The 20,454-nt window shown below is 65.4% G+C and carries 14 protein-coding genes; 7 read left to right on the top strand and 7 right to left on the bottom strand.

All coding sequences use genetic code 11. The features are described from left to right. Nucleotides 1-103 precede the first annotated feature (103 nt). The 5 genes from ACFU5V_RS35775 to ACFU5V_RS35755 all read right to left on the bottom strand — a co-directional run bounded on the left by ACFU5V_RS35775 (nucleotide 104) and on the right by ACFU5V_RS35755 (nucleotide 6,226). Nucleotides 104-1,318 carry a CaiB/BaiF CoA transferase family protein gene (locus ACFU5V_RS35775; RefSeq protein ID WP_378705197.1) on the bottom strand — a complete coding sequence of 405 codons (1,215 nt, stop codon included), beginning with the start codon at nucleotides 1,316-1,318 and terminating at the stop codon, nucleotides 104-106. Further along, nucleotides 1,315-2,718, bottom strand: a complete 1,404-nt coding sequence (locus tag ACFU5V_RS35770; RefSeq protein WP_378705194.1) for an NAD-dependent succinate-semialdehyde dehydrogenase — start codon at nucleotides 2,716-2,718, stop codon at nucleotides 1,315-1,317. The genes ACFU5V_RS35775 and ACFU5V_RS35770 overlap by 4 nt, the downstream gene beginning before the upstream one ends. Before the next feature lie 222 nt (nucleotides 2,719-2,940). Beyond that, nucleotides 2,941-3,744, bottom strand: a complete 804-nt coding sequence (locus ACFU5V_RS35765; RefSeq protein ID WP_378705191.1) for an N-acyl homoserine lactonase family protein — start codon at nucleotides 3,742-3,744, stop codon at nucleotides 2,941-2,943. A 46-nt stretch (nucleotides 3,745-3,790) separates the two neighbouring features. Then, nucleotides 3,791-5,122, bottom strand: coding sequence for an MFS transporter (locus tag ACFU5V_RS35760; protein ID WP_378705190.1), 1,332 nt, complete (start codon nucleotides 5,120-5,122; stop codon nucleotides 3,791-3,793). A 186-nt stretch (nucleotides 5,123-5,308) separates the two neighbouring features. Continuing rightward, complete coding sequence (locus tag ACFU5V_RS35755; RefSeq protein ID WP_378705188.1) at nucleotides 5,309-6,226, bottom strand: LysR family transcriptional regulator; 918 nt, start codon at nucleotides 6,224-6,226, stop codon at nucleotides 5,309-5,311. Nucleotides 6,227-6,433: 207 nt separating this feature from the next. Here ACFU5V_RS35755 and ACFU5V_RS35750 point away from each other — a divergent pair, with 207 nt between their 5' ends. From ACFU5V_RS35750 to ACFU5V_RS35730, 5 genes are all read left to right on the top strand, one after another. Then, on the top strand, nucleotides 6,434-7,627 hold the full coding sequence (locus tag ACFU5V_RS35750) for an iron-containing alcohol dehydrogenase (protein WP_378705186.1): 1,194 nt from the start codon (nucleotides 6,434-6,436) through the stop codon (nucleotides 7,625-7,627). A gap of 73 nt (nucleotides 7,628-7,700) precedes the next feature. Beyond that, nucleotides 7,701-8,684, top strand: a complete 984-nt coding sequence (locus ACFU5V_RS35745; RefSeq protein ID WP_378705184.1) for an alpha/beta hydrolase — start codon at nucleotides 7,701-7,703, stop codon at nucleotides 8,682-8,684. Nucleotides 8,685-8,794: 110 nt separating this feature from the next. After that, nucleotides 8,795-9,358: an amino acid synthesis family protein gene (locus tag ACFU5V_RS35740; RefSeq protein ID WP_378705181.1), complete on the top strand. Its 564-nt coding sequence runs from the start codon at nucleotides 8,795-8,797 to the stop codon at nucleotides 9,356-9,358. Nucleotides 9,359-9,408: 50 nt separating this feature from the next. Beyond that, a complete protein-coding gene (locus ACFU5V_RS35735; protein ID WP_378705179.1) occupies nucleotides 9,409-11,043 on the top strand; it encodes a flavin-containing monooxygenase in 1,635 nt (544 codons plus the stop codon). A 19-nt stretch (nucleotides 11,044-11,062) separates the two neighbouring features. Beyond that, nucleotides 11,063-11,851: an SDR family NAD(P)-dependent oxidoreductase gene (locus tag ACFU5V_RS35730; RefSeq protein ID WP_378705177.1), complete on the top strand. Its 789-nt coding sequence runs from the start codon at nucleotides 11,063-11,065 to the stop codon at nucleotides 11,849-11,851. A 278-nt stretch (nucleotides 11,852-12,129) separates the two neighbouring features. Here the strand turns inward: ACFU5V_RS35730 and ACFU5V_RS35725 are convergent, their stop codons facing one another. Beyond that, nucleotides 12,130-15,405 (bottom strand): protein kinase, encoded by a 3,276-nt coding sequence (locus ACFU5V_RS35725; RefSeq protein ID WP_378705317.1) that lies wholly within the window; start codon nucleotides 15,403-15,405, stop codon nucleotides 12,130-12,132. Nucleotides 15,406-15,995: 590 nt separating this feature from the next. Here ACFU5V_RS35725 and ACFU5V_RS35720 point away from each other — a divergent pair. Together ACFU5V_RS35720 and ACFU5V_RS35715 are read left to right on the top strand one after the other, a co-directional pair. Next, complete coding sequence (locus ACFU5V_RS35720) at nucleotides 15,996-16,361, top strand: hypothetical protein (protein ID WP_378705175.1); 366 nt, start codon at nucleotides 15,996-15,998, stop codon at nucleotides 16,359-16,361. Between the two features lie 109 nt (nucleotides 16,362-16,470). Further along, a complete protein-coding gene (locus ACFU5V_RS35715) occupies nucleotides 16,471-18,747 on the top strand; it encodes a zinc-ribbon domain-containing protein (protein ID WP_378705174.1) in 2,277 nt (758 codons plus the stop codon). 1,061 nt (nucleotides 18,748-19,808) lie between these two features. Here the strand turns inward: ACFU5V_RS35715 and ACFU5V_RS35710 are convergent. Continuing rightward, nucleotides 19,809-20,447 carry a hypothetical protein gene (locus ACFU5V_RS35710; RefSeq protein WP_378705172.1) on the bottom strand — a complete coding sequence of 213 codons (639 nt, stop codon included), beginning with the start codon at nucleotides 20,445-20,447 and terminating at the stop codon, nucleotides 19,809-19,811. Between the last annotated feature and the right edge of the window lie 7 nt (nucleotides 20,448-20,454).

The raw sequence follows: 20,454 nt of genomic DNA, 5'->3' as shown, positions 1-20,454 counted from the left end.
TCCTGCAGGACGACAAGGCGCATGCCCTGGGCCGCTCCGGTGATGACGGCGGTGCGTCCTGCCAGCATTGATGGCCCTTCCTGGGGGTGGGCGTATGGCGGGTTCAATGGGCGGGCGCGTGGTCGCGGCGCTCGGTGTGCAGTGCGATGCCGCCGTTGATCAGTTCGTCGACCGAGTCGGCGTCGAGGCCGGACTCGGCGAGCAGCGGGCGGGTGTGCTCACCGAGTGCGGGAACGTCGCCCATGCGCGCCTCGACGTCGGCGAACGTCGCGGGGGGCAGCAGTGCTTGCACGTCGGCGTGTTCGGTCTTGATCGTGCGCCACCGTTCACGCGCGTGCAGCTGGGGATGATGGGTGACTTGGTCCAGTTGCTTGACCTGTGCCGCCGGGATTCCGGCTTCACAGAGCTTGCTGTCCAGGGCGCCGCTGGACCACTGAGCGGTCTGCTCAGCGACGACTGCGTCGCACTCGCTCCGGTGTTGTACTCGCAGGACGTTCGTGGTGAATCGCGGATCGGTAGCCAATTCCGGAATTCCGAACACGTCGGTGACGAGTGTTCGCCATCCACGGTCGTTCTGCACCCCGATGAGGATCTGGCCGTCTCGGGTCGGGTAGGCATCGTAAGGGGCGATTGCGATGTGACTCAGCCCCATTCGAGGCGGCTGCCGGCCGGTGTATAGCTGGGTGTACATCCCGTGCCCCATCCACTCGACGGTGGCCTCGAGCATCGAGACGTCGACACTTGCTCCCTCGCCTGTCCGAAAGCGGCGCAGGAGCGCGGCGAGCACCGCTTGAGAGCACGCGACGCCGGAAGCGATGTCCGCGACCGGGATACCGGTCTTGACGGGGGTTTCCGGGGTTCCGGTGACCGAGATCAGCCCGGCTTCGGCCTGGATGAGCATGTCATAGGCCTTGCGGTGCTCGAACGGCCCGCCGGGCCCGAACCCGGACAGGTTGACGACGATCAGTCCGGGGTGGTTCGCACGCAGTTCACTCTCGCCGAGACCGAGACGCTCGGCCGCACCTGGCGCCAGGTTCTGCACGAAGACGTCGGCTCGATCCACCAGCCGGCGGACGGCGGCGCGGCCGGCCTGGCTCTTGAGGTCCACGGCCAGCGATTCTTTGCCGCGATTGAGCCAGACGAAGTGCGCCCCGGTGCCGTGGACGACGTGGTCGTAGCCGCGGGCGAGGTCTCCGCCATCGACGCGTTCTATCTTGATCACCCGCGCGCCGAGGTCGGCGAGGTTGCGCGTGGCCAATGGGACAGCGACCGCCTGTTCGAGTGCGACGACCGTGATTCCGTCGAGAGGCAAACTCATGACGCCTGCTTCTTTGCCTGCTTGACCATTGCCGGGCGGCGGACCAGCTTCTTGTTCGCGAACTCCTCGATCCCGAAGCGCCCGAGTTCACGTCCTACACCGGAGCGCTTTACACCGCCGAACGGTAGGTCGGGTTGCGACTTGTTCGACCCGTTGATGGTGACCATTCCGGCATCGATCCGCGCGGCGATCTGCTCGGCCGCCTCGAGGTCGCTGGTGAATACCGAGGCGCCGAGGCCGAAGGGGGAATCGTTTGCGAGGTCGATGGCGGCGTCGACGTCGGACACCCGGTACACCACGGCCACCGGACCGAAGAGTTCCTCGCGGTAGGCCCGCGCGGCCGGGGTGACGCCGGTGAGGATGGTCGGAGGGTAGAAATGGCCTACGCCGTCCAGTGGACTGCCGCCGACGATCGCGTCGGCGCCGTGGGAAACTGCGTCGTCGACGAGTTGCTGGAGGTCGTCCACGGCCCCTGCCGAGGACAGCGGGCCCATGTCGGTCTGCGGATCGATCGGGTCGCCCACGATGAGGGCACTGACCCTGTCGCGCAGGGACTTCAGGAACTGGTCGTATACCGACTCCGTGACGATCAGCCGTTTGCTGGCCGTGCAGGCCTGTCCGGCGTTGGTCATACGTCCCATGACGGCGGCCGATGCCGCGCTCTCGATGTCGGCGTCATCGAGGACCAGGAAGGGATCCGAGCCGCCGAGTTCGAGCACCATCTTCTTCATGAGGCGTCCGGCCAGGCCCCCGACGGCGGCCCCCGCCTGTTCGGAGCCGGTCAGGGACACGCCCTGGACTCGGTCGTCAGAAAGGATGGCCTCGACCTGTGAGGAGTCGGCGAAGAGGTTGAGGTAGGCGTCGGCGGGGACCCCGGCGTCGTGCAGCACGGCTTCGATGGCGAGCGCGGAGCGGGGGCAGTTGCGAGCGTGCTTGAGTAGGAGGGTGTTGCCGAGCAACAGGTTCGGGGCTGCGAATCGGGCGACCTGGTAGTAGGGGTAGTTCCACGGCATGATGCCGAGCAGGACACCCACCGGCTCGAGCTGGACCCGGGCGGAGTCGCCGCTGGCCGGGTCGAGTTTCTCGGGGTCGAGCATCGCCGGTCCCTGGGTGGCGTAGTACTCGAAGATCGAGGCCACGAGATCGACCTCACCGCGGGCTTCTGCAAGGGGCTTGCCCATTTCTTCGGTGGCGAGGGCGGCGAGCTCGTCCTGCCGTTCGCGGATCAGGTCCGCGGTCGCCTTCAGCACGCCTGCGCGGTCGGCGACGGTCGTGGCGCGCCACCGCCGGTAGCCCTCGGCGGCCCGGGCGATGGCGGCCGGGATCTCCTCCGCCGGGATGGTGGGGAACTCCCCATACAGTTCGCCGGTGGCGGGGTTTTCGGAGCGATACGGTCGCACGCTGCTGGTCCTTTCGTTGCTGGTGCGGGCTACCCGGCCGCTTGTTGGTGCGGTGGGCGCCGCCGTGGGTTGTGGGGCGGTGGTTTTCGGTGGGCGGGAAGAGGTCCGTCACCGCACAACGGCGGCCACGGGACCCGGCACCGGTGGGTGCCCGGACGACTGGGTCCGGCGCGCACCTCGCCGGCACGGTAGTCACCACCGTGCCGGAGACGGTGCGCAGGACTAGTTGGTGGATGCCGGCATGTCGACGGGCACAAGGGGTTCGGGGGCCTTGGGCAGTCGGGCCCAGAGTTCGGGATCGTGACCGAAGACTACGAAGGCCCCCTCGTCCCGGAGCGCTCGGATGGCGGCCAACGATGCCAGGAACTGGCCCTCGTCGGACTTGATGCCGGGGACGGCGTTCGAGTCCAGGGTGGCCTCGAGATAGCAGGCATCGGCGGTGAGGAAGGTCGTTTGACCGTTCGCGGTGATCCGCAGCGACTGATGGCCCGGAGTGTGGCCGGGGGTGGGCTCGAGGATCACGGTTCCGTCGCCGAAGACGTCGTACACGCCGTTGACGAGCAGCTTGTTCTGGCCGGTCAGGAAGTCCTTCTTGCGGTAGCCCGGGAAATCGTCCGGCTGCCGAAGGGCGGTCCGGTACTCGTCTTCCTGGAGGATCAGGGTGGCGGCGGGGAACTGGTCGTTCCCGCCCGCGTGGTCGTAGTGCAGATGTGAGTTGGCGACGAAGCGAACGGAGTCCGGGTCGAAGCCGGCCTCCCGCATCTGGCGGGCCATTTCGTCCTCTTGGGTGAACTGCAGGTCGCGGGTCGCGTAGAAGCCCTCGGGTACGTAGTCGCCGTCCGGGTCGTGGTGGACCCGGGTGTTGAACCCGGTGTCGAAGACGAGGTTCCCCTCCGGGTGGACTACTACGTAGCCGGGGACGGGCAGCCGCATCATGCCCTCGGCGCCGTCGAGGATGAAGGACGCCGGAATGTTCGCGTGGCCGCAGATGAATGCGTAGATGGTCGGGGATGCGTTGGAGGTCATGGGGACTCCTGGGTCGGTTCGGTCGCCGGGTCGGCTGAGGTGGTGGTCAGCGTGGGTCCGGCGCGAGGGCGGGCAGGTCCGCCAACTGCTCCGGCTGCAGTGCCCGTCGACCGGCACCCGTCCGGCGGGCGAGGGCGGTGAAGGCGAAGAAGGCCATCGTGGTGTAGACGAGCATCAGGCCGATGACGGACCAGATCGAGCCGGTGGCATCCATGAACATAGCGGCAAGGACCGGCGAGATGGAGGAGAAGATCATGGCGCCGAACTGGTAGCTCATGCCGGTGCCGGTTTGGCGGATCTCGGCGGGGTAGGTTTCGGCCAGGAACCCGCCGAGCAGGCCGTAGACGATCGTTACCGGTAGCACGGTGAGGATCAGGCCGACATAGATCCCCGCGGTCGAGCCCGTGGCCAGCAGCAGCCAGCCGGCCGGGACCGAGATGACGGTGGCGGCCAGTGCGCAGTAGATGACGTTGACCGGCTGGAAGCGGAGCGCCAGCAGTGCACCGAACGGTTGGATGATGAACTGGACGGCGGACATCACGAGCAGTCCGTTGAGAACCAGTCCGCGGGCCACGCCGAGCTCGCCGGTCATCCAGTTGAGGCCGAACACCTGCAGCATCGGGTAGGAGGTGGTGGCCACCGCGGTGCTGAAGGCGCCGAGAATCAGGATCGGCATGGCGGTCTTGAGCACCCGTGCCAGCGGCACGCCTGCTGTCTTGTTCTCCTTGGCGACCTGCACGAAGTCAGGCGACTCCTCCAGCTTGAGGCGGATCACGAGGCCCACGACGATCAGAACGGCGCTGGCCAGGAACGGGATACGCCACCCGAAGGACAGGAACTGTTGCTCGGGTAGGAGATTGACGAGGACGAACACGGCGGACGCCAACAGGCTGCCGCCGGGTGCGCCCTGCTGGGCCCACGCGCCGGCGGAGACGAAGTTCTTGCGCTCGGCGTGCTCGGAGGCGATCAACACGGCACCACCCCACTCGCCACCGGCGGCGAAGCCCTGGAACAGGCGGCAGATCACCAGCAGGATGGGCGCGGCGATGCCGATGCTGGCATAGGTCGGCAACAGACCGACGGCGCAAGTGGCGACGCCCATGATGAGCAGGGTGACCACGAGGGTCTGCTTACGTCCGATCCGATCACCGAAGTGGCCGAAGACAATCGCGCCCACCGGCCGCATGATGTACGCGGTGCCGAATGTCGCAAAGGACGCCAGGGTGCCCAGGACCGGGTTCAGATTCGGGAAGAACAACGGGCCGAAGACCAGTGCCGCGGCGAGTCCGTAGATGTAGAAGTCGTACCACTCGATGAGGGTGCCGACGAAGGCGGCGATGCCCGCCCGCCTGCCTTGAGCTTGCTGCGCTCGTGCCATGTGAACTCCGAGGAAAAGAGATGTGAGTGTGGCTGGGATCACGCCAAGGCTAGAGCTCCATCGATTGCGAATCCAATAGTAATTTCCGCGGTAACCGATCACAGAAAACCATAAATAACTGGCAGGGCTCATCGTGCACGGTCGGTGTCGGGCATGCGCCTCGGAGCCACGATCACTCCGATCAGGTCAGCAGAACACCCGTTCCGGAGGCGGCGTCGGTGTGGGCAGCAGCGTGGACATCACCTCGATGAATGCCTGCAGAGCATGGCTCGGGTTGTGCCGCTTCCAGAAGAAGGCGGCCGCCATGTGGGGAACCGCTCCATCGAGGGGCCGGTAGACGACCCCCGGCGCCATGGACGCCTGCACCGGGGAGACGGTCACGGAGATCCCGAAATCTGCCGCCACCAGGCCGAGGATGGAGCTGGTGTCCGGGGCCTCGTGGACGACCCCGAACGAGAATCCGGCGTCCAGTGCCATCTTCAGGGTGGCCTCGCGGACCGCGGAGCCCGATCCGGCAGGGAATGCCACTAACGGTTCGTTGACCAAGTCCCCGATGGTGAGCGACTCGCGCTCGGCCAATCTGTGCCTCTCGGGCAGGGCCACCACGAGCGATTGGTACTCGTAGACATGCCAGTCCAGCTCGGGTTCGCGGATCGGCAACCTGGCGATGCCGACGTCCAGATTGCCCACGGCGACCTCCCTCAGGAGGCCACTGCCGAAGTTCATGCCCTGCAGCACCAGTTCGATCCCGGGTTCCTGCTCCCCCATCGCGCGCATCACGGCAGGAACGGCCCGCTGGCTGCTCATGCTGGAGAAACCCAGGGTGACCCGTCCGATGGTGTGCGCATGGCCGTACTTCGCCGCCCGCTCGGCCTGGTCCACGTCCTCGAGGATCTTTTGCGCCGGGCCGTGAAAGGCCCGGCCGCGCTCACTCAGGCGTACCGACCGGGTGCTGCGCTCGAACAGCTGGACGCCGAGGTCGTTCTCCAGCAATTTGATGTGCTGACTGACGGCCGGCTGCGCCATGAAGAGCCGGGCCGCGGCCCGGCCGAAGTGCAGCTCATCGGCGACGACGACGAAGGTTTTGACGTGCTCCAACTTCACAGCCGCACCATTTCATTTCATTTTGCAATCGATACTCTCACGAATTGATATTAGACCCACATGAGTATGGCGTGTGACACTTTGCACGACGCAAGTAACCGCCGCACCCGGGCGTCCTGGCCCGGCGCGCACGGCGGATTGGACACAGCAGCAGGTCCGGCTTCCACTGCGAACCGCCCCGCCCGCTGTTCAGTTGGGAGATTCATCATGAGCCACAACTCCGTCACGACGACGATTCACGGGACCCAGTTCGGGACCTCCACCGACCACGTGGTCTTCGGGCGTCCCGCCGCGGATGTGATCGTCGAGCAGGTCGAGGCGTCCGGCAAGCAACGGGTGCTGATCACTACCAGCAAGTCACTCGCCGGTCCCGACGACCTTCCCGCCCAGATCGGCCGCCGGCTGGGTTCCCGGTTCGCCGGGGTCTTTTCGGCCATCGGCGCGCACGCGCCCCGGTCATCGGTCCTGGCCGGTGCGGCCGCCGCCCGTGAAGCCGGGGCCGACCTCCTGGTCTCCGTCGGCGGCGGCTCCGTCTCCGACGCGACCAAACACATGCTGCTGTGCCTGTGGGAAAACATCACCGACATCGACGGTTTCGATCCACACCTGAAGAACCTGGCCGGGATGGTGGACCCGAGTATCCGCCCGGCCGACGCCGCGGACCGCATCCGCATGATGGCCGTGCCCACCCTCCTCTCCGCCGGAGAGTTCACCTGGTTCGCCGGCATCACGGACGAGCGGCGAAGCGTGAAGGAGGTGGCCTTCCACACCCTGTTCAGTCCCACCACCGTGGTCCTCGACCCTGCCGCGACGCTGGCCACCCCGATCCCGCTGCTCCAGTCGTCCGGAATGAAGGCTGTCGAGCACGCCGTCGGATTCCTGTGCGAGAGCGACTCCATCCCACTGGTCGAGGTCGTCTCCGCCAAGGCATGGAGCCTGCTCTACGACGCCATCCCGAAGCTCGGCGGCCCCGAGGACAACCCGGCCCTGCGCCTGAACCTCCTGCTGGGTGCCTGGTACTCGATCTACAGCGTGAACTACGGCCTGCACGCCGGCGCAAGCCATGCCATCGGCCATGTCCTGGGCGCCCTCGGCGTCCCGCACGGGGACACCGGCAGCAGCGTCGTGCCGGGTGTCCTGCGCTGGAACGCCGATCACAACGCAGACCGGCAGGAGCTCGCCGCGGCTTCCGTCGGCCAGTCGGGCCGACCGCTTCCGGACATCCTGCAGGAATTCGCCCGGTCGATGGACCGGCCGACACGGCTGCGCGAGGTCGGCATCGAGCGCCACCAGTTCCGCGAGATCGCCGAGAAGTCCCTGCACGACCCGCTGATCGATTACAACTCCCGGCCGATCACCTCCGCCGACGACGTCATGGAAATCCTCGACCTCGCCTGGTGACCGAGGACCATTCCCCGGTCCACCCCGTGCCGGCAAACACCGCACGGTCCACCACCGAGCAAAGGACGACGCAGTGTCACCACACCGCCTGATCGACCCCGAACTCCGCGACCTGGCGACAAACCTCGTCTTCGACTTCGACACCGGGATCGACGCCGTCCGCAAGCAGATTGCGGCCGGCAGCGCCCCGGCCGTCGAGACACCCGAGGATCTGATGGTCTTCGAGGAATTCGCGCCCGGCATTTCGGGTGCACCGCCCGTCCGCGTCATCGTGACGGCACCGCGCGCGAAGCGCACCGGGCGCCCGGGCATCCTGCACATCCACGGCGGCGGCTACGTCACCGGGTCAGCCGACAAGACCGCCTTCACCGACGCAACCTACGCGCGCCGAGTGGACGCCGTCGTCGTGTCCGTGGACTACCGACTCGCGCCGGAGACGCCCTACCCCGGCCCCCTCGACGACTGCCACGCCGCCCTGTCCTGGCTGGTGGACTCGGCCGACCGCCTCGGGGTCGATCCTGATCGGATCGCCGTCTGCGGGCAGAGCGCCGGGGGCGGACTCGCCGCGGCCCTCGTGCTCAGACTCCGGGACGGAGGCGGCCCCGAGGTCGCCTTCCAGCACCTCGTCTATCCCATGCTCGACGACCGCACCGGCTTCACCACCGATCCCCCGGAGGCGATGGGCCGATGGGTCTGGACCCGGGCCAACAACCGCTTCGGGTGGTCCGCCCTGCTCGGCGACAGCGCCGGCGGCCCGGACGTGCCCTGCTACGCGGCGGCGGCCCGCGCTACCGACCTGTCCGGCCTGCCGCCCACGTTCATCGTGTGTGGCTCGCTGGACCTGTTCCTGCCCGAGGACCTCGACTACGCCTACCGCCTCATGGCCGCCGGCGTCTCCGTCGAACTGCACGTATATCCCGGGGCCACGCACGGCTTCACCAGCGTGCGCGGCTCGGCGGTGACCCGCCGCCTCGTCGGCGATTCGGCCGCCGCCCTCCGACGCGCCCTCGGCACGGATACCGGACCGGGTCCCGACGCCGACAACCCCGCCCGCTGACAGAGAACAACACCGCCCCCTCCAGTCATTCACTTGCCCAGTGTCCCAACCGAAAATCGCTGGGGCCAGCTCCAGCCACCCACAAACATTCCCGGAAAGGGAGACCCCCCATGAGAATCCGCAAGATCGTCACCTTCGCCGAGGAAACCCGCATCGAGGGCTTCAAGGACGCCGAGACTCCGCTGGTACTCGCCTCGGCCATGGCGGTCATCGAGAATCCTTTCGCCGGCAAGTACGTCGAGAACCTGTTCCCACTGGTCGAGGAGTACTCGGAGAGCCTGGGCGAACTCCTCTCCGAGCGCGCCGTAGCGTGCCTGCCGGGTGGGGCGGAGTCCGTGGAAGTCTTCGGCAAGGGCGGCCTCGTGGGCACCGACGGTGAGATCGAGCACTCCACCGCGATCATCCACACGCTGCGCTTCGGCACTCCGATCCGCGAGCGCGTCCAGGCCAAGAACCTCCTGGTCGGCTGCGACAAGCGCGGAGCCGCCGGATCCACCCTCGACATCCCGCTCATCCACGTGCGGGAGGACAAGGCCCGAGGCCACTACATCTCGCACGAGGTGCGGATCCCGGACGCGCCCCGCCCGAACGAGATCGTCATCGTCTTCACCGCCGGCAACGGATCCCGCCCCCACCCGCGCAGCGGCTCGTTCGGCAACGAGCTCACTGCCTAGGCACCGCGAATCCGTCCGCGACCACCACTTCAGAAACCCCGGAGCAACCCATGAACACCATCCCCTCATCCGTTGATGTCCTCGTCATCGGCGCCGGCTTCGGCGGCATCTACGCCGTCGCCAAGTTCAAGGAGCAGGGCATGACCGTGTCCTGCCTCGACCAGAACGACGGACCCGGCGGCGTGTGGAACCAGAACCGGTACCCCGGCGCCCGCGTCGACTCGAACAGCCGGTTCTACGCCATGACCCATGATGTGAACGTGTACAAGGACTGGACCCCCCGCGAGGAATTCGCCGACAGCGCCGAGATGCGCCGGTACTTCGAGTGGTTGGTGCAGCGCCTCGGCGTCCAAGACGATATTCGATACGGGCAGACCGTCACCCGCGCCACCTACAACGAGGCCACAGCCAGCTGGGAGATCGCCACCGCGGACGGCAGCACGGTGGAAACCACGTACCTCGTGCTGGCAATCGGCAGCCTCAACGCCCCCAACACCCCGCAAATCCCCGGCGAGAACATCTTCACGGGCACCGTGGTCCACACCAGCTCCTGGCCCACCACCGAGGTCCCGAACCTGAACGGCCGGGTCGGGGTGGTCGGCACGGGCTCGAGCGGCATCCAGGTCGCCACCCAGCTCAGCTCCACCGCCGAGGAGCTCTACGTCCTGCAGCGGACCCCGCAATACACCCTGCCTCTGGGCAACCACCCGGCCGACCTGGCCGCCCGCGAAGAGATCCTGCAGGACTTCGCCGGCACCCGCGAGAAGATCTTCGCGGCGCCTAAGGGCCGCCCGGTCGCCGAGACCCAATACGCCCTCGCCGCCCTGCCGGCCGACGAGCAGCAACGCCTGCTCGAGGAGGGCTGGAATCAGGGCGCCAACATCCTCGTGGGCATGTTCACGGACCTGTTCACCGACCCGCATGCCAACGACATCCTCTCGGACTTCGTGCGGGCCAAGATCAAGGCCATCGTCCACGACCCCGAAACCGCCGAGCTGCTGACCCCCTCCTACGGGATCGGCGCCAAACGCATCGTCCGCGACTCCGGCTTCTACGAGGCCTTCAACCGCCCCAACGCCCACCTCATCTCCCTGGCCGGCAACCCCATCGTCGAGCTGACCGAGACCGGGCTGCAGACCGAAAAGGAGCACATCGAGCTGGACGTGCTGGTCATGGCCACCGGCTTCGACGCCATGACCGGTCCACTCTTCCGGATCGACCTGCATGGCGAGAACGGCATCCGGCTCGAGGACCAGTGGAAGTCCGGCGAACAGATCGACTCGATGGGCGGCCTCATGGTCACCGGCTTCCCGAACATGTTCATCATCGGCGGCGCCCAGTCTCCGGCCGTGCACGTCAGCGTGCCGGTTCTCAACGAGTACATGGTCAACCAAGCCAGTGACATCATCGACCTGGCGCAGACCGAGCAGGCCGGTTCGGTCCAGCCCCCGGTCGAGTACTGCACCCAGTGGACCGAACTGGTCAACGAGGCCGGCCAAGGCTCTATCACCAACACGGTCGCCAGCTGGTTCAACGGCGGCAACATCGACGGCAAGCCACGGGCCTTCCTGACCTACCAGGGTGGCTTCGTGAACTTCCAGAAATACTTCGACAGCCTGGACAAGCGGCGCCTGCTCGAGCCGCAGCGCGAACTCGCCGAATCCACCGCGGCCGCGGGCCACTGACCCCAGGACGGAGACAATGATGAGCACCACACCCACCAAGGTCGCCATTATCACCGGGGCCGGCGGCGGACTGGGCGCCGCCAGCGCTCGCCTGCTCGCCGAACGTGGCTTCACCACCGTAGCCACGGACATCACCGAACCCGCCGAGCCCCCGCAGGACCCGGGCAACGGTGCGGCAGTCGAGTTTGTCACCCACGACGTCGCCGACCCCGAGTCCTGGCGCCGCCTCGTCGAGCAGACGATGGACCGGCACGGGCGCGTGGACGTCCTCGTGAACTCGGCCGGGATCCAGGGCGACCTGTCCCGATCCTCCTTCGAGGAGACCACCCTCGAGCACTGGCGCACGGTCATGGCCGTGAACCTCGAGGGAACGTTCCTCGGATGCCAAGCGATCATGCCCGCCATGAAGACCGGCGACGGCGGGTCCATCGTCAACATCTCCTCCCTCGGGGCCTACTACCCCACCACCTACAACCCTGCCTACGGCGCGAGCAAGGCTGCGATCACGCAGCTCACCAAAACCGTGGCTGCAGTGGGGGCCGCGGACGACCCGAAGGTCCGCTGCAACTCCGTTCACCCCGGCGTCATCGAGACGGCGATGACACTGAACCTCCGCAACGCGATGGGCGGCGGGAAGCCGCAGGAGAATGGGGTGCCGCAAGCCAGCATCGCCTCGCGCATCCCCCTCGGGCGGACTGCCCAGGCCCAGGAGATCGCTTCGGTTGTTGTCTTCCTCGCCGCGGATGACTCCTCGTTCGTCACAGGTTCCGAATACCTGGTCGACGGTGGATCGCGCCTCGTGCGCTGACCTGCCGATTTCTGGCCTCCACGACTGCCGAAGTAGGTAGCTCAGGGATGTCCGGACAACGGTAAAACTCGTCGAGCAACGAACTTTGCCGGGAAAGAACGACTGGGGCCGAAACACTGGATTCCCTGGCGGGCAACTCGGATCAATTCAATTGGGCATCAGCATCTCTCGACCCAGGCCACAAGAGCAGAGCATCGAGCTGATGGGCTCAATCGATCGCCTCACGATGTGAAGACTTCGGTCGGGATCTCGAGTCAATCGTCTCGTTGTATGGCTGATCAGTATTGCCGGTGTTCGGCAACCCAGGCCGCGATCTGCGTCCGGGAGGTGAATCCCAGCTTTGTCAGGATGTGCTCCACGTGCCCCTGAGCGGTGCGTTGGGAGATGACCAGGCGGGCGGCGATCGCCTTGTTGGTCAGCCCGTTGGCGACGAGATCGGCCACCTGCCGTTCCCGTTTGGTCAACTCCGTCGACGGGCCCGTGGCGGGTGCAACCGCGGGTTTCTCGCCGAGGGCGTAGGCAACGGCGGCGTCGAGATCGAGTGAGCCTCCCTCACGGTGTGCGGCCTCGAACACCCGCTGACCGAGGGCCCGGCGTGTGCTCTGCATGCACTCCTCGTGATGGATCAGCAGACCCGGAAACACCACGGTTGATGCACCCGTCATCTGTCCTAGAGCGTGTGCCGCACCCAGCAGTACGGCGGCGTGCCGCGCGCTGCCCTCGGCGGCCGCGATCCAAGCCAGCGCCTCGAGGCACGGCGCCGCCAGGTACAGATCCTGTCGGCGACGGACCAGGCCAAGCCCCTGCCGCAGCAGCCGCAGCGCTTGGTCGTGATCACCCTGACTCCACACCGCGACCGCGGTGGCCCACAGAGCATGTGACCGATGCACCGATTCGCCATGGGATTCAGTGATCGCGAGGGCTTCCTCATAGCACTCGAGGGCCCCCGCGGTGTCTTGCTGCAACTCGCGGGCCCATCCCAGATAGAGGATCACCAAGACCTGCGCATGGACATCATGCGCGGCGAATACGTCGTAGGTACGTTCCAGGCGTGCACACGCGGCGGCGAGATCTCCGGTAAAGACCTCGTGGCGCCCCTCGGTGAACTCAACGAACGCATGCGCGACCGGGTCCGTAGACTGATCGGCGACGGCTCGGGCGTCAGCAACCAACGCGGCCGCCGCGGCGAGGTCTCCCTGGAGTTCGGCCAGCGCGCAGCTGCGGTACAACGCCTTGGCGCGGACCGCGGATGCCGCCGCGGGCGCGACGAGGAGGGCGCGGTCGAGCCAGTGCCGCCCCTCACCGAGCCAACCGAGCGAGACCCAGAATGGCTGCAGGGCCGACGCGAAGGCCAGCGCGGCCTCGGGTGCCTCATTATCGGTGAGCGCGAAATCGAGAGCCTCCCGCAGATTGGGTTGTTCACGGTTCAGACGGGCGATCAAGTCGAGCTGTCGGGCACTGACCCACCCCGCTTCCGTGTCGAGGGCCAGCTGCTGGTACCAGTCCCGGTGCCGTCGCCGCAGGTCGGGGTACTCCCCCGACGCCTGGGCCTTCTCGCGGCCGTAGTCCCGCAAGGTGTCAAGCATCCGGAACCGCACCGCGGTATCCGACTCCTCCCGGATGAGGATTGATTTGTCGACGAGGGCGGTCAGCACATCGAGAAGGTCACCCGGCTCCACGTCACGCTGGCATACCTGTTCGGCCGCATCGAGTTCGACGCTGCCCGCGAAAACCGACAGCTGTGCCCAGAGCTGTCGTTCGGGCGCGGTGCACAACTCGTAACTCCAGTCGACACACAGTCGCAGGGTCTGCTGACGCGTCGGCGTGCCTCGGCTCCCGCGCGCAAGCAGTGTGAATCGGTCGGTCAATCGCTGCAGAATCTGCTCGGGCGAGAGCGCCCGCAACCGCACTGCAGCGAGCTCGATCGGCAGCGGCAGTCCCTCCACGCGAGTGCAGATCTGTGCCACGGTGGCCGCGTTGCCCTCGGTGAGCTCGAAACCCGGTAGCGCGGCGGCGGCGCGTTCGGCGAACAAGCGGACCGCGTCGTAGCGCGGCAGGCCGTGCAGCGACACTTTCTCCGGATCGGGAACCGTCAGCGGAGGCACCCGCAGCATCGCTTCACCCCCGATGTTCAGGGCTTCACGGCTGGTGGCCAGTATCCGCAACCTCGGGCATGCCGACAGCAGCGTCTCGGCCAAGTCCGCCACGGCATCGACCAGCTGTTCGCAGTTGTCGAGCACCAGCAGGACCTCCCGCGACGCCAGGAAATCCATCAGAACTTCCCGTGCCGTCAGCGCCGACCGAGGACGCAGCCCCAAAGCGGCGGCGATCGCGTCCGCCAATAGCACCGCGTTCCCCAACTCGCCCAGCTCAATCCACCACACCCCGTCCGCGAAGACCCGTCGCACACTTACCGCAACCCGCAGCGCCAACCGCGTCTTGCCCACCCCGCCAATCCCGGTGAACGTCACCAGTCGGGACGCCGACAGCAGACCCTTCGCTTCGGTCAGCTCGGTACGGCGGCCCACGAACGTCGATAACTCCTCCGGGAGTCTCCCTCGGGCATTCAGCGAGATACCCAATGGCGGGCGGGCCGACGGAAGGCCGGTGGTCAGGGGCAGAACCGAACCGCCAACGTGCTCGTCGACAGCTGATTCGCCGCGCAACGCCATCTCGTCGACCGGGAACCCGTTCCTGGCCTGGAGCTGTCGGAGCTGTTCCCCGAACGTCACTGCGGAGACCCGCTCCCCCGGTGTGCGGGCCATGGAGCGCTCGATAACCGCAGACATATCCCGGTCGACGCCGTGCTCGCGCAGGTCGGGCACTGGCTGGGTGGTGATACGCAGGAACTGCGCCACCACCTGCTCATCGCTGCGACGCTCGAACGCGGCGTGGCCGGTCAGCGCGGCGAATAGGGTGGCGCCGAGCCCGTACACGTCCGCTGCCGGCGATGGCGGATCTCCGCTGAGCACTTCCGGGGCGGTGAACGCCGGAGAGCCGGTGACTGTGCCGGTCACGGTGGTGAACCCGCCGGTGATGTGCGCGATACCGAAATCCGCCAACACCGGTTCCCCGAAGTCGGTGAGCAGGATGTTCGCAGGCTTGACATCGCGGTGCAGGATGCCGGCCCGGTGCGCGGTCTCCAGTGCCCCGGCCATCTTCACCCCGAGCCGCAGCACCTCCTCCGCCGTGAGCGGACCGTGGTGTCGGATCCGGGCATCGAGTGACCCCTGCGGGTAGTACGGCATCACCAGATACGGGCGACCGCTGCGCGTGTTCCCGACCTGCAGGACCCCCGCGATGTTCGGATGCCCGGTCAACCGGCCCATCGCCCGTTGCTCCCGAAGGAACCTCTCCCTGTTCTCCTCGTCCAACTCGGCGGTGAGCACCTTCACCGCCACCGTCCGCTCCAGAACTCTCTGGGTGCAGCGGTACACCACACCGAAGCCGCCGCGGCCGATCTCCTCGGTGTCGTCGAACCCCTCCGCACTCAACTCACTCGCCGCCGCAACGGCTACGTCACGGCGTGTTCGCAGCGGATCGCTGTCGGTCATCAGGTACTTCCGCGACTCCCAGACGGCCGGTGGAATGCTCACAACTCGGGCGATGCCCGTTCAGGATACCGCCGTCCAACGGAGACTCCGCAGATACAACGTAAAATATTCTTGACCAGTGACTTTAGGCGAGACGCTGCGTAAATGTTTTCCTACAGCACCGGCCCCGCACAAATCACGAGTGACGCGGCGACCTGGTGAGTTCCTCCGTATTGACTGACATGCCGGGGTCACTGCGACCGGCCACCTTCACGACCAGCAGCACGCGCAATCTGACGTACCCGCTCCCTTGTATACCCAGTCCGACGCACAATCTCCGCCTGGATGACCCCCTCATCAAGCGCACCCACGATCGCGGAATGCAACTCGGCGCGCGCTTCCTCAACCGCCGCCAAAGCAGCATTGAAATCGACAACGGCACGGTCTAGTCGATCCATGCTCGAAAGCCTATCCGGGTAGGTGCACTCGTCTGATCAACCAGTTTTGCATCAATAGCCAAATAGACTTGGCATGCCAACCGTATTTGGCATACAGTGGACTTCATGCCAGCGAAGATCCCCCGCACTCGTGCACACGCAGGAGGGGAACCCATGGCCGTCGCAGCACACGACGTCGACCACAGCGCCCAGCTCGCCTGCAATGCAGCTATCGACCTCGCCGACCAACTCGACGCATTGGTCCGCTACAACCTCCCTACCGACATCACCACCGCTGCGAGCACCGCCCAACACATCGCCGACCTCCTGAAGGTCGCTTGCCAAATCGCCTTCGCTTACCACCACGCGATTCCCGCCCCCCAAGACACCTTAAAGATCTACGACGTCAATGAACGCTCCGACCTCCGCGCCATCCGCAGACACAGCCTCTTCGCATTCCGGGCCGGCTACGACGCCCACCGCAGCTTCACAGACGTCCCCAACATCGCACACCGACTCCAAGCGAAATCCAACCCATGAATCAATTGGCAAGCTCGATTTTCACTGCGCTCCAGACGTATTCCAGCGATGAGCCTGACTACGAGTCGCAGGAGCGGACTGTGTCATACCCCAGAGTGAGGATCACTACATGGCAACACGTCTCGTCGTCGGCGAAACCGATCTCGCAACACTGCGTCCCGACCTCGCAAACCAATGGCACCCAACCCTCAACGGCCACCACCAACCTACGAACTTCACCACGGGGGCAAGCAGTATCAAGGTCTGGTGGCGTTGCGAGGCTGAGCATGATTACCAAGCGACCATCCGACACCGCGCCGGAATGGGCTCCGGCTGCCCCTACTGCTCAGGAAGATTCGCTGTAACAGGTTCTAACGACCTCGCGACTCACTGGCCGGAACTCACAGCAGAATGGGATACCGAACGCAATGACCGCTCTGCCAGCGACGTCACACCCGGAAGTAGTTACAAGGCCTGGTGGCGCTGCTCGAGACGCCACACCTATCAGGCCCGGGTTGCAGATCGAACACGGAAGGGGCGCGGAACCGGGTGCCCTTATTGTGCCGGTCGACGGGTTATTCGTGGCGAGACTGATCTTGCAACACTTCACCCGGAGATAGCCGTTGAGTGGCATCCGACTCTCAACGGGGATTGCATACCTTCCCAGTACACCGCAGGAAGCCTCTTCAAGGCATGGTGGCAATGCGCCAACGGCCACGACTACCAAACTCCGATCGCGAAACGCACAGGGCGAAACGGTGGATGCCCTTATTGCGCAGGTCGGTACGCCATCGCCGGTTTAACCGACCTCGCCACTCTTGAACCCGCAATCGCTCGCGAGTGGGACTTCGAGCGTAACGACCGCGAACCATCGGCAGTCAAGCCAGGGTCCGAGTACAAAGCCTGGTGGATCTGCCCCGATCGTGGGCACTCATACATCACACGAGTGGACCACAGGACAAAGGCGCTCTGCGGCTGCCCGTACTGCGGTGGCCGACTCCCCATCGTCGGAGAGACGGACCTCGCTGCACTCCGCCCCGAGCTGGCAACCGAATGGCACCCCACTCGGAACACCCTGACGCCCCGGGACATCCTTGTCAGCTCAAACAAGAAGGTCTGGTGGGTATGCGCCGACGGCCACGAATGGCGGGCACAAGTCGCAAGCCGCACCAGCGCAGGCACGGGTTGCCCAGTATGTACGAACCGACGTATCGACCTCGGCATCAACGACCTCGCGACACTTCGCCCCGATCTCGCCGACGAATGGCACCCCACACGCAATTCGCTCTCACCACAATCCATATCAATCGGCAGTGGGCGAACTGTGTGGTGGAAATGCCAACAGTACGGACACGAATGGGAAGACATCGTGAGCGACAGGGCCGGTGGGTACGGTTGCCCCTTCTGCTCGGGAAAACGAGCACAAGCCGGATTTAACGACCTCAGCACGATGTATCCCAAACTCGCAGCAGAATGGCATACCACACGAAATTCGCAGTCTCCAAACGACACTCGCCCTGGCTCTAGCTATCAAGCCTGGTGGATCTGCCCCACAGGACACGACTATCAATCCGTCGTTAGCGCGAGAGTCAGAGGTCGAGGATGCGCATACTGCGCTGGGAAGAAGGTATTAGCCGGCTTCAACGACGTCGCCACTGCGCGCGCCGACCTAGCCGAGGAATGGCATCCGACCAAGAACACCCTCAACCCCACACAGGTGAGCGCTGGGAGCAAGAAGGCAATCTGGTGGATCTGCCCAGCGTACGGCCATGACTACCGAGCAAGCGTTGCCGACAGGGCCGTGGGTAACGGATGCCCCACCTGTGCCGGTAAGCAGGTCGTACAAGGTTTCAACGACCTCGCCACACTCCGCCCCGAACTTGCAGCAGAGTGGCACCCCACCAAGAACACGCTCGACCCCGCGCAGGTGACATCCGGATCAAGCCGCGTCGTTTCGTGGCGATGCAAAGCCAAAGGCCACGAATGGGATACCACCATCGCGAGCAGAGCAGCTGGCCGTGGCTGCTTCAAATGCAGCCGCAGCGGGACTTCGAAACGGGAGGAAGCCGTTTGTTCGCGGATCGCGATGATAGTTGGTATCGAATACACTGGTCCACAACGCCTACCCTGCTGGCCAGCACCGATCGATCTCCTGCTCGTCCACGCCAGAACAGCAGTCGAGTACGACGGTTGGTACTGGCATCAGGGCAAAGCCGACGTCGACCGACGCAAGACGGAAGCTTTGCAAAACGCAGGCTGGAACGTCGTCCGGATACGCGAAACGACGTCCAATCGCCCGCACCTCCCACACGTACCCGGGACCATCATTTCCTGCGCCGACTCGGAGGATCCCAGTTCAGTTGCACACCGCACGGTCACAGTCATCAACACACTCGTTCAAGAATGAAAACCTAAAGAGCCCTGCTATCCGAGAGGGCGTTTACAAAATTCTTCGATCCTCAGCGAAGTCCACGAACTGATTCTTACCCCGTAAGGCTCGCTCAGTTTGGAGTGACCAGCACCTGCAACTCACCAACCCTCTGCTGGTAGGTGGACGTCAACGGAACGGGCACAACGCCTCCAGCACCACCTCCTGGATATGCCACCGTCCAGTTCACAATCCAGGCCGAGGACGCCGAAACGTTGAACCGGTCGCCGTTCGGCTGTCCGATCGACGATTTCTCCATGAGGTGCCCGCACGTCGGTGACGGCATGCCACTCGGGGGTGTGAGCGGGCTTGCGTCGACGACGTCGGTATACGGAGTGAAAGGCAACAGAGCTCCTGGGCAAAAAATGGCATCACCGTCACCGAAATTAATTGCAACACCGGTATTTATGGCCGTCGCATTGACCAAGAGACCACCCGGCCCTGGCACAGTACGAGAGACGGGACCGACCTGGCTGGATCGCACAGCAGCGCCCGTATCGCTGCAGATCCATCCCCAGCCAAATCGGCCGACTAACCCGGTTCTCCCACCTTGAAAATCGGCCGGCTCCGGTGTCCAGCACATCTCAGGCGCCTCAAGCTGCATCGCAGTGACTGCGATACCTACCGTGTTCATGATCTGCGCCATCGATACTGGCGTAGCTGGCAGGCCCACGTCCGGGCTTATCGGTGTGCAATCGATAAATCGGCTGCACGCCTTAAGCTCTTGCCGAACTGGAGGCCCTGTGGGCGCAGCCACGCCGTCACTGCCACCACCGCTGTATCCAGACCCGCCGCCGCCCGTCCCCGCTGCGCTCGCCCCTGGGGAGCCTCCGGAGCCAGGGGACGCGGAAGGTACCTGGATGTAGCTACCCTGCACCACAACATTGGCGCCCGATCCGCCATCACCAAGAACGTCTACGCCACCGCCACCAACGCCTGGTTGCGCACCTGAAGAAACGGATGTAGCGAGAATCGTCCCCGTGATTGACAAACATAGGACCATGGCGCGGACACAGCTGCTGGTCATGCCTTCTCCTTACCTAAGGTGTATCGCACGGCGGGTAGCCATGCTCGGGCTGACTGGTCACCCTCCAGCCATTCGCGTCAGGCCAATCCGCATTCCGGACAGTGAAGGTCTGCAACACAAACTGCGGTCGGTTAACGTCATAGGCAGGGCTTCCGTCTGACTTCGTCCAAGTCATCCCGGAGATGTCGGTGCAGGCGCGGACGTGGACCCATGCAGGACCCGAGACGGCCTTGCCGGCGTCGTCGACCGGTATGCCGGCGTCAGCTGTCTTGGCATCGACGATCTTGATTGCGCCTTCGCCCCGGACATTCTGCGAGCGACGGAGAGTGATGTCAGCCCGCCATCCATCCAGGACCGGCCCTCCGGCCACAGTTTCGATCTCTTCGATTGGCACCGCCGGATCTGAATCGAGCCTCCCCAGAACTGCGTAGAAGTCGTTGACCTTCGCGAGCGCCTGTTCCCGTGCCAACTCGTCAGGAGTCTTGTTCGACGTGTCCGCCCCGTCGGGACCCTCGAACGCCGGGTCTCCGGTGGCAGTGAGCTCTACGGCCGGATCCGCCGCGTCGGTGTCGGAGCAGGCAGTGACGCCGACCAAGAGGGTCGCCGCAGCCAAGGCAGCGACGGCGGTTCGGCGGATGATGGTGTGTGCCATAGTCGTA

Source organism: Rhodococcus sp. NPDC057529, from assembly GCF_042802055.1.
In the GTDB taxonomy this organism is placed as follows: Bacteria; Actinomycetota; Actinomycetes; order Mycobacteriales; family Mycobacteriaceae; genus Rhodococcus_F.
Note: the sequence above shows the minus strand (reverse complement) of the source record. Positions and strands in the feature narration are given on the sequence as shown.